At 34.1% G+C, this 6,331-nt stretch carries 4 protein-coding genes; 1 reads left to right on the forward strand and 3 read right to left on the reverse strand.

Annotated features, from left to right (window positions below; genetic code table 11):
- Positions 1 to 48: 48 nt before the first annotated feature.
- Genes F3D68_RS10865 through F3D68_RS10875 form a run of 3 tightly spaced genes read right to left on the reverse strand, consistent with a single transcriptional unit; the run spans position 49 to position 3,119 of the window.
- The gene (locus F3D68_RS10865; RefSeq protein WP_151194458.1) at positions 49 to 879 is read right to left on the reverse strand and encodes a hypothetical protein; all 831 of its coding nucleotides are present in this window, start codon (positions 877 to 879) and stop codon (positions 49 to 51) included.
- Between the two features lie 16 nt (positions 880 to 895).
- On the reverse strand, positions 896 to 2,485 hold the full coding sequence (locus F3D68_RS10870; protein ID WP_151194459.1) for a hypothetical protein: 1,590 nt from the start codon (positions 2,483 to 2,485) through the stop codon (positions 896 to 898).
- A 25-nt stretch (positions 2,486 to 2,510) separates the two neighbouring features.
- Positions 2,511 to 3,119, reverse strand: coding sequence for a recombinase family protein (locus F3D68_RS10875; protein WP_151194460.1), 609 nt, complete (start codon positions 3,117 to 3,119; stop codon positions 2,511 to 2,513).
- Positions 3,120 to 3,267: 148 nt separating this feature from the next.
- Here F3D68_RS10875 and F3D68_RS10880 point away from each other — a divergent pair, with 148 nt between their 5' ends.
- Positions 3,268 to 6,327: a Tn3 family transposase gene (locus F3D68_RS10880; RefSeq protein WP_151194461.1), complete on the forward strand. Its 3,060-nt coding sequence runs from the start codon at positions 3,268 to 3,270 to the stop codon at positions 6,325 to 6,327.
- Positions 6,328 to 6,331 lie beyond the last annotated feature (4 nt).

Consider the following 6,331-nt stretch of genomic DNA (forward strand, 5'->3'; position numbering starts at 1 on the left):
AAATACAATCACATTGTTTAGCTTCATTTTTAATTGCTAGTTATCATATCACTGTGTTGATTGCATTCCTATAACGCCATAAGGCATAGGAGCATCTTGAATCTCAACTCCTATTGAATCACTTACCGTTTTTAAAAGAGTTTTCTGAGTAATAGGGTCATACGTTAAGTAAACACCATCAACAGAAGACAAATTAACTGTGGCAAACTCTTTATTTACACCAAGCGCAATAAAATGCGCATAACCAACAGGAGGTGGTGTAAGATTATTTTGTGTAATCGCAATTATGAAACCTTTAAAAGGTAAGATTTGTTTAACCGTTTGATTAGTAAAACTTTCAGTCCTCAGTAAGGTTAAACTCGGTGTTGCAGGTGTATATTTATATAACACAATAGAAGATGGATATGACAACACTATAAAATCATCTGTTGAACTATTTGGAATAATTTGTGGTTCGTAAACCATTAGTGATGTCGAAGGTGTTATATTTAAGTCTGATACAGAATTTATCTCAGCCATAGCATTTAGTGTCAATGATACAATTTGTTGTACTCCTGAGTTTGAAAATAAAAATAGCAGAACATTTTCAGCAGACTGATTACTATAAATATCAATAGGTAGTATGTATGCGCTTGTTATGCTATTAAGGGTTGATACAGATTGATTATTCCCAATTTGAGCACCAAAGGAGTTGTAGGTTTGACCAAAAATTTGATTTGAATCATTTTTTGTTAGAACTAGTGTATAGATGTTATTTTTAATTGTAATTGCTTTCATCGCAAAAAGATTTACATTTTGATCTAACGTTGCTGTATATGCAAAATTATTCATGCTCATTAGAAGCAAAAATGTTTGTATAATATTTTTTAATAAATACATAATATCTTTTCCCACATTATGATGTAACTTCTAGCCAGCCGTTATTTGGCGGCCTTTTATTTGGACTTATCGTTTGATTGTAAGGGATATTAGCAATGTAAATTTTGCCATTATAGCCAATTTTATCATCAGGATAGTATCGAATTTTACTATTGTAGTAAGGAATTTGATTTTCAGGAATTAAAATTCGCCAACTTTCATCTTCTTGATAAGGATTCTTATTGGTCTTACTTATATTTATGAAGGTATTTCCATTATAGTTAACCTGATCGCCAGGATAATATTCTACTTTGCTATCAAAGTATGAAAATGGCTCATCATTTTCCTTAACAATTCTCCAATGGTCTTCATCTTGATAAGGATTCTTATTACTTGTTTGAATGTTCACAAAAATATGACCATTGTAAGCTACCCTATCCCCTGGGTTATACTGTTGTTTATTTGACCAATACGATGGATTATTAGTAATTGTTGATGCATCTATATAGGTCCAACCACCTGAGGTGTTTCTTATAAAATATAAACCAAAATATGTAATAATATCCCCTGCTTGATAGCGTGAATTCCATTGATAATTCCAATTAGGGTAGCTATTAGCTGGAATAATTAAGATCCACTTTTGGGGATTACTATATGGTGTTTGATTAATATCTATTGGTTGAATAGATATAAAAGTTTGGTTATCAAATACAACAACAGAGCCTCCAGGATATTGTGTGTTTGGATTATATTCATTCGATCCTCCTTGTGTTTTATCAAGTATTTTTGTCCAAAATAAGGTGCTAAAATTTGAGGGAGTTTCTTTGAGGCTGGTTAAGTTTATCTCTGTTTGCCACGCTTCTGATTTTATAACGTCATATATTATAATATTCCAATACCAATTTCCATTCTCTAAACGCCAACCTTGTGTTAGCACATAATTACTTCCTGTAGATTGGGAGTCAAATGTAAGGTCATAGTTGATTGCATTGAGATCTGTATAAGTGACCTTGTCTGTAATATTATTGATGTTTATAGTCCCTATATAACCTGCTTGACCATCAATTAATTGGCTATTAGCATCTAACTGTGCTGAGTTTAAGTTGCTTTTTATGACAATAGGAATATTAACATTTTGCGTATCATTTGCTGCAAGGTTATTATTTGCACGATATTGACTGGGCGCATTAACAATAGCGATGTAATTGGCTTGATTTTGCGCTTGTGCAGTAACTTGCATTTGAACATGATATTGCAATATTGCTGAAGCATTGTTAAGTTTCACGCTATCAGGATAAATGGCATTATTTAAATCTGATGATACTGTACTTGTTACAGTCACCGTTGAATTACCAGAGTTATAATTTTTAACTGACGAGTTTATCGGTGTGTTTGTATACAAATAATCATTTGCTTCGAGTGTTGTTTTTAAAGATAAAAATGCACTATTTCTGGCATTACTATAACTCTCGATTGCTTTATTTTGTACAATATTAATTTTTAACATATATAAAATAGAGCCCGACAAAATAGCCACAACAGCAACCATAATTAAAGCGATCAGTAAAACACTACCATTTTGCTTATACTGATATGTCTTGGTACGACTTGGCTTGAAATCATCCATAAAAATATCCTTATCATTTAGGTGGTTATATATTTTTTATATTGTCCTTGTACGCATCAGCATTGATTGAAACTCCTCTATATCTTAAATACTTGTACAAGGTTGTTTTAGATATTTTCAACTGCGACGCAATTTCATTAACTGGCAGTTCTTGTTGTTTATATAATGCTTCAGCTATCGCAGCTTTTTTAATGGAGGCTTCAGGTAAACCCTTTGGTCTACCACCCATTCTTCCACGCGCACGTGCAGACTTTAATCCTGCCATGGTTCGCTCTCGAATGAGATCTTTTTCAAACTCAGCTAAACTGGCAAAAAGATTAAACATCAACTTGCCCTGAGCTGTAGTAGTATCTATAGGATCATTGAGGCTTATAATACCAACCTCCTTGTCTAATAACTCGTTGACTACTTTTACAAGATGATGCAAAGAGCGTCCCATACGATCAAGTTTCCAGATAACAAGCGTATCACCTTTTTTAACTTTGGCTAATAGCTGTAACCATTCTGGTCGATCTGCCTTGGCTCCCTTGGCAACTTCAGAATAAATTTGATCGCAACCATACTTCTCAAGCGCATCAATTTGAAGATTGAGCGACTGGTCTTTGGTACTGACACGTGCATATCCATACTTCATAGCTAAAAGTACACTTATTTTTAATATTTACAGCTTAGCTTAACATTAATAAAGTAGACAACAATATTTTACTGGTTTTGCAAATTTTATTGTAGAATCCTTATAATCTAAAACCGTTAATAATAACCTCCGTTAAAGTGAACCGCTAATGAGTGCTAGAAAGGTCAATATTTTATCAGATGCAGAAATAGCTTATTATTATCATCTGCCTGATTTTGATAAGAGTGAGCGTGAGTTATACTTCAGCTTAAATAATGTCGAGCTTGCGTTGGCAAATAAGTTTGAGACAGATCATACTTTTTTGTTCTTTGTATTGCAGCTGGGTTATTTTAAGGCAAAGCTAAGATTTTTTGATTTCAACTTTGAAACAGTGCCTCTGAAAGATATTCAGTGCATTACGGAAAAATACAATAAATTGTCCATGCCAACAGCGCAGTCTATTTCAAGGGATGCTCGAGATCGGCAACGTATCTTAATTCTGGAGTACTTTGCTTACATGAAATGTACTGGTGAGCACCTTCAAAAAGTTGAGAAACATGCTGTAAATTTGCTTAAAACACATCCTAAGCCACATAATATGGTGCGAGAAATCATCCAATTTTGTGACACTAACAATATTATGTTGCCAAGCTATCGCAAACTTCAAGATCTCTATACAAACGCATATGCAACTGAGCAATCACGACTGGCAGAAATCTTTAACAAGTTGCCTAATATAATATGTGGTGAAATTAAGAAACTGATCAATAATGAAGATGGCGATTTGTCGTTAAATAAAATTCGCTACGATCAGGCTGATTTCAGCTATGGCGAGATTATGAAGACCGTCAAACAGGTCAACACCCTAAGATCAATCTATCTGTATGCCAAAGACTTTTTACCTAAAACAGCATTATCAAATAATGCCATAAAATATTACGCCAACTTAGTTGATCAGTATCCTGTATCAAGGTTAAGAAAGCTTAATGAGCAAGATCAAAAGTTATATGCGATCTGCTATATCTATCACCGATATCAAGTCTTAACGGATCATGTGATTATTAATTTTATGCATTATGTTGAACTTATACGGACAGAAATTAAAGAGCATACTGACACGCAAATGGCTAATTACATGGCTAATATCATCAAAAAGTACCCAAAACTCGCAAAGTTTTTCAGGTGGTTTCCTCAACAGGAATCAGTAACTCAATCCAGTGATGATTTTTTCAAAAGTGCCTTCAGTATCTTACCAAAAAGCGATTTCGAGAATCTGGCTAAATATTTTGAAGGGCTTGATTTTGATTTTAACTCTGAAAAATGGCTTTACGTTGAGCATGAGTTTAGAACAACATCAATGTACCTAAGACCAACGTTTTTAGCAGTCGACTTTGAGCATTATAAAAGCAATCATCATATATTTGAGCTTATGAAAATATTGAAGAATCACTATGGCAATAATAAGTCACCAAAGCAACTAAAAATATCCGATGATCTTGGTCTTAGTGTTCCTACTGAAATGGTCAACTATCTTAAAAGTGATCCCAAGGATCAAATAATCAACCCGCATCGCTTTGAGTTTTATGTTTATGAGAAAATTTACCATCATATCAAAAGAGGTCGTATGTACTGCAATGATAGCCTGTCTCATCGTGATATTGATTGCGATATGGTGCCAGATTCAATGGTTGATAAGGTAGATGAAATTGCACAGCAGTATGGTTACCCGAAGCTTGCTATCTACTGTGATCAAAGACTTGATGATCTTTTAGATGAACTGGATCAAGCTTGGGAAACCTTACAAACCAATATTAAAGAAGGCGAACATCAAGGCATAAGTATTAGTTACGATGATGATGGCAACCCTTCATGGCAGCTACAGTATGATGCAAGCGTAAAAAATGATGATTCGTTTTTCACAAGTCTCAATAAAATAGATATTGCTGACATCTTTAGTTATATTGACCAAGAAACCGATTTATTTTCTGTATTTGAACATGCAAAAGGCAAATATGTTAAAAGAGACAAGCCATTGGCATTAAATATGATTGCCTGCATATTATCAGAAGCTTTTGGGTTTGGAGTGGAGAAAATGTCCGAGATGTCTGATATTAAGTTTAATACACTGCGCTATACCCATGAGGATTTTATTTCAATTGAAAATCTCGAGAAGGCAAACATTCATATATCAAACTTTGTTAACTCATTGCCTATTTTTAAAGCTTGGAATTTGTTATGTGATAAGCTATTGGCTGATCAAGATGGACAAAAAGAGTCAACAAAAAACAGTACCATAAAATCACGATACTCAAAAAAATACCTTGGCAAAGGAAAAGGAATATCAGTCCTCTCATTAATAGCTAATTTTGTTGCTGTTAATGTCAAGAATATTGGTTTGAATGAGTATGAAGGGCACCATTTATTTGACATGGTATACGATAATAAATCAGATATTAAAGTTGATGCAGTCACTGGAGATAGTCACTCCATTAATCAAATAAATTTTGTAGCACTCGATGCGATTGATGTTGAGTTTTTGCCTTCAATGAAAAGGGTAAAAAATGAAACAGATGATCTGGTTTCAACAAAAGACCCTTCGCATTATAGTGGCATTATTAAGCCTGCTTCCAAAGTTGAAAAGGAACGTATTAAAAAGCATAAAAGAGGTATCACACGTGTGCTTATATCTTTAATCACACAAAATAATACGCAAGCAACGCTTATACGGAAACTCAATTCCCATTCGCGCTACGCAGGACTTAGAAGAGCACTATATGAGTACAACAAAATATTCAAAAGCATTCATGTGCTTAATATGTTAAATGACATGTCGGTTAGAAAGGCGATGAAGACAGCTCGCAACCGCACAGAAGCATATCATCAGTTACAGAAGTTAATCCGCAATATGTACCATGGTATTTTTAAAAGGCAAAGGGATGTTAGTCACAGTATTTCGACTGAGACAGTTAGCTTAGTATCGAATGTTATTGTTGCCTATAACGCTATCATACTTAATAAACTGTATGAAAAAATGATCAATGCAAATGCTGATCCTGAACTTATCAGAGAATTTCTAAAGATATCACCGATGGCATGGTCACATATTGCCTTTACAGGTAGGTATAATTTTAGTGGAAAGCCAATCAATTTGGACTTAGAAGCAGTCGTCAGAGCACTGGAAGTAGAGCTACAAAAGTTAGGTATTATGCCAAGAAAACAGGCTGCTTAAATTC

It is taken from the genome of Cysteiniphilum sp. JM-1 (assembly GCF_008711525.1).
Lineage (GTDB): Bacteria > Pseudomonadota > Gammaproteobacteria > Francisellales > Francisellaceae > Caedibacter.

Excerpts from the sequence above, each read along its gene's own strand:
- F3D68_RS10865 (WP_151194458.1), bottom strand. The coding sequence starts at position 879 with ATGTATTTATTAAAAAATATTATACAAACATTTTTGCTTCTAATGAGC.
- F3D68_RS10870 (WP_151194459.1), bottom strand. The coding sequence starts at position 2,485 with ATGGATGATTTCAAGCCAAGTCGTACCAAGACATATCAGTATAAGCAA.
- F3D68_RS10875 (WP_151194460.1), bottom strand. The coding sequence starts at position 3,119 with ATGAAGTATGGATATGCACGTGTCAGTACCAAAGACCAGTCGCTCAAT.
- F3D68_RS10880 (WP_151194461.1), top strand. The coding sequence starts at position 3,268 with ATGAGTGCTAGAAAGGTCAATATTTTATCAGATGCAGAAATAGCTTAT.